The organism is Okeania sp., from assembly GCF_983059655.1.
On the sequence record NZ_CEZPJD010000705.1, the window covers coordinates 1 to 4,164 of the forward strand.

Annotated in this window: 3 protein-coding genes; 1 reads left to right on the forward strand and 2 read right to left on the reverse strand. The window is 36.1% G+C overall.

Translation table 11 applies throughout. The features are described from left to right. Nucleotides 1–178: 178 nt before the first annotated feature. Nucleotides 179–1,594 (forward strand): pyruvate kinase, encoded by a 1,416-nt coding sequence (pyk, locus tag AC3DU7_RS26995; protein WP_488042352.1) that lies wholly within the window; start codon nucleotides 179–181, stop codon nucleotides 1,592–1,594. 289 nt (nucleotides 1,595–1,883) lie between these two features. On the opposite strand, the gene AC3DU7_RS27000 is transcribed toward pyk, so the two are convergent. Together AC3DU7_RS27000 and AC3DU7_RS27005 are read right to left on the reverse strand one after the other, a co-directional pair. Continuing rightward, nucleotides 1,884–3,284 carry a protein adenylyltransferase SelO gene (locus AC3DU7_RS27000; RefSeq protein ID WP_488042353.1) on the reverse strand — a complete coding sequence of 467 codons (1,401 nt, stop codon included), beginning with the start codon at nucleotides 3,282–3,284 and terminating at the stop codon, nucleotides 1,884–1,886. A gap of 139 nt (nucleotides 3,285–3,423) precedes the next feature. After that, nucleotides 3,424–4,035 (reverse strand): cysteine dioxygenase family protein, encoded by a 612-nt coding sequence (locus tag AC3DU7_RS27005; RefSeq protein WP_488042354.1) that lies wholly within the window; start codon nucleotides 4,033–4,035, stop codon nucleotides 3,424–3,426. Between the last annotated feature and the right edge of the window lie 129 nt (nucleotides 4,036–4,164).

A 4,164-nucleotide genomic window follows, 5' to 3' on the forward strand; every position in this document is an offset into this window, starting at 1 on the left:
CTTTCTGAAGAAAGCCTTGCCCAATACTTAAGTAACTTTCTAGTTGACTAGAACTACCGGATAGGGGGGCAAATATCAAACCTATTAACTATTGATATCAATAATCACATTTGCCTACCCTACTACTTTATTAAAATTAGTATAATGACTGACTGTTAGAAAAAACAATCAAGTTACTATGTCTATACCTCATCGGACTAAAATTGTCGCAACTATTGGCCCTGCCAGTAACTCTCCAGAAGTAATTAAACAACTAATTGAAGCTGGTCTAAATGTAGCAAGACTAAATTTTTCTCATGGTAGCTATGAAGACCATGCTTACACAGTTTCTCTATTGCGCTCTATATCTAAAGAATTAAATACTCCCATTACTATTTTGCAAGACCTCCAAGGTCCGAAAATTAGAGTGGGTAAACTCCCTGATGGTGCAATAACTTTAGAAGAAGGGGCACAGCTAACTCTAATACCATTAGCTGATGATACTCATCAAACAGGAACAGTAAGTATTGACTACCCATATTTAGCAGAAGAAGCAAAACCAGGAACTCAGGTATTATTAGATGATGGGTTATTAGAATTAGAAGTGGAGTCAGTAGAAGGAAATGCTGTGAGTTGCAAAGTCATTACAGGTGGTTTGCTCAAAAGTCGTAAAGGAGTTAATTTACCAAGTTTGAATTTGCGCTTACCTTCAATGACAGAAAAAGATAAAAAAGATTTGGAATTTGGTTTGTCTCAGGGAGTAGACTGGATATCATTGAGCTTTGTGCGTAGTGCTGAAGATATTTTGACACTAAAATCAATGTTAAAAGAAAAAGATGCAGATGTGCCAGTAATAGCAAAAATAGAAAAACCCCAAGCGATCGCTAACTTAGAAGCTATTGTCGCAGAATGCGATGGTATTATGGTGGCAAGGGGAGACCTGGGGGTAGAAATGAGACCGGAAAAAGTACCGATGCTGCAAAAACAGATTATTCGGATGTGCAATAAAAAAGGTATTCCGGTGATTACAGCTACCCAGATGTTGGAAAGCATGATTCACGAACCCCGCCCCACTCGTGCGGAAGCTAGTGATGTTGCAAATGCTATTGTTGATGGTACTGATGCAGTAATGCTATCTGGAGAGTCAGCAGTGGGTAAGTATCCAGTAAAAGCAGTAGAAATGATGGTGCGTATTGCAGCAGATGTGGAGAAAGATACGCAGTTTATTAATTATCCTCCAGCAGAAACGGATGAAACTCATGCTCTTAGTGAAGCACTTAATATTATAGATAAGATTTTACCCTTGCGTTGTATTGCTGCTTTTACGAGTTCTGGTTATACTGCACGTTTAGCTGCTAGCGAACGTCCGAAAGCTTTTGTGGTTGCCTTTACTCCTAGTGACAAGGTTTACCACCGTTTGAATTTAGTTTGGGGAGTCAAACCAGTATTATTGAATGAAGAAGTTGAATCTTTTGAAGATTTAACGGCACAAGCTCAAAATTATTTATTGAAACTAAATTTTGCTACCCCAGGGGAGAAAGTTTTGATTGTAGGTGGTATTCCTACTAAGCATACAAGAGGTACAAATTTCTTAAAGATTCATACTATAAGTTAAATGTATAGAACCTATTCTATATTTATTTAGGGTTTGCTGAATACTTGATCTACCCAGACATAAGCTGCACATCATTTCCTACTGACTATTGACTACTGACTACTTATCTTTAGACTACATTTTGTCGTGCGGAATGTAGGTTATTAGGACTTACGCATGAGGTACGAAAAACTAGGATTTGAGATTGCTTTCCGTTCCGGACTGTTCCGCAAACCCTATCGATCGCAATGACAAAAATACCTTGCAGATGCGTAAGTCCTAATTATTAATACAGCTATATTAATAAATTTTATTCAGATATTTGCTTCAGTAAATCATAAAATGGCTGCCAATTATCCTCTACTGTAATGGGTTCCCATACTGATTCAATAATAGGTCGAATTAAACTTTGTTGAGGATTATATTGTTTCAACCTTTCCACCATTGCTTTTAATTCATCATTAGAATAAGTCTGTAATAAATGATAATAATATTGTCGCCACGGCTCAATTAATTCTGATTGTTCAAAATCAGCCAAAATCTGATTAACATCATCACGCCAATGTGGAGAAAATTGTTTTCTCAATCCTAAAAAGAAATCGTGATAGCCAACCTGAGAATTTTCCAGCAGTTTAATAGTTAGCTGAAGTAACTTTTCAGCATCTGTTTCTGGCAACTGCTCAAACCCTAACCTATTAATCATTAATCGCCTATATTCAAGCAGATAAACATCATCAAATTCATCTAAACTTGCCCTCATATTTTCTCGGTCAATAACTGCAGCTAATGCATCTTGAAGTAAGTGTAAATTTGACTTACAAACTAACGGTTGATGACTGTAACGATAAAGACCAGAATAATCAAAATAAGCTGCTGTAAATTTGGGGTCATAAGTGGGAATAAAAGCATAAGGACCATAATCAAAACTTTCCCCAGTAATTGACATATTATCAGTATTTAATACACCATGACAAAATCCCGCAGCCATCCATTGAGCCACTAATTTCGCAACTCTTTTTACTAATTCTGAGTAGAATAAAAAATACCGTTCGCTCTGTTCTTTTAATTCAGAATAATAATAATCAATTACATGATCTAATAGCTTTTTAGTTAGGTCGGGACGTTTGAAAAAATGCAACCTTTCAAAATTACCAAACCGGATATGAGAATTACTAAAACGTACCATCACCGACGAGCGAGTAGGAGAAGGTTCATCTCCACGCCATAAACCCTCCCCAGTTTCAATCAAACTCAAACATCGAGAAGTACGAACCCCATGACGATGTAACATTTCGGATGCTAATACCTCTCTGACCCCTCCCTTGAGAGTCAGTCTACCATCTGCACTGCGAGAATAAGGTGTTCTACCGGAACCCTTGGTGCCAAAATCATATAATTCACCATTTACCCCACGTACTTGACCATAAAGAAAACCCCTACCATCTCCCAAGTAAGGATTATATTCGCCAAATTGATAACCGTGATAACGTAGAGCTAAAAAAGGTCCGACACAATGAAATTTACCAAAAGCTTCAATAAAATGCTCATCCTTAACATCTTCAGGAGTTAGTCCTATTTTAGGTAGCAATTTATTATTACGAAACCGCAAAATATGTTGGGGAAATTCAGCAGCAAGTACTTCATCATAATAGTCACCACCTAAAGTTTGGATGGCAGATTCATAGTTGAGTAAAAGGAGAGGATTAGACATTGTTTTCCAAGTCAAAAGTTATAAGTTATAAGTCAAAAGTAAACTTAATGAAGATACTGCTAGCTTGCTGTCAACTCAAGCAAAACACTCTCATAAAAGCAATAGCTGATAGCTGACGGCTGACAGCTGAATGCTTACTTCAGAATTTCTTAGCTGTTTGTGCAACTGGGTCAAATTCAAACCTTTCAGAAGATTTTGTTTCACCATAAATATTAAAAGTAAATGTAGGTTCATCTCCGATTACTTCTATATTATGAATAGCATTAGAAGTGAAACTAATTAAATCTCCTGGTTGTAATATTTTTTCTCCGACTCTTTCAATTTTATATTTATTTTCTGGGTCAGGGCTACGTTTCCAAAATGTATTTTTTTCCTGGCCTTTTAATACTGCTACTATTCCCCAAGTGCCATGATTATGAATTGTTGAAATTGTCCCTGGCATGAATTTTACTGTTTGTACTGTTAAGGGAAATCCTAACTCATCGTATAATAAAATAACGGAAGTTCCTGTTTTTTCACAAAGTTCTGGCTCCTGAGTTTGCAGCCAATATGAATTAGTAATAAATTGTCGAACTAAAAGTCGAATTTTCTGTAGAGAACTTGCTTCATCTATGGTATCTTTTAGGGTATCTTCTAGTTCTGTTAAGAATCTATACAACCGATAATTTTCTCTTAATAATTTCCATTCATTTACAGTTTCACAAGGCTGACATTGACCGTCTTCAGTCAAAAACCAATCTTGATTTTTCATCTTGTTTCTCCTCTGGTAATGATTATGCTTTAGTTAATGACAATTTGTGAAAATTGACTGCAAATATTTATACATTATATAGCCAGAGTTGCTGCTAAAATAATAAGGAAAATATAAAATTTGTCGGAT

What these genes read in the sequence shown, in the direction of transcription:
- pyk (WP_488042352.1), top strand. Translation starts at nt 179, where the DNA reads ATGTCTATACCTCATCGGACTAAAATTGTCGCAACTATTGGCCCTGCC.
- AC3DU7_RS27005 (WP_488042354.1), bottom strand. Translation starts at nt 4,035, where the DNA reads ATGAAAAATCAAGATTGGTTTTTGACTGAAGACGGTCAATGTCAGCCT.
- AC3DU7_RS27000 (WP_488042353.1), bottom strand. Translation starts at nt 3,284, where the DNA reads ATGTCTAATCCTCTCCTTTTACTCAACTATGAATCTGCCATCCAAACT.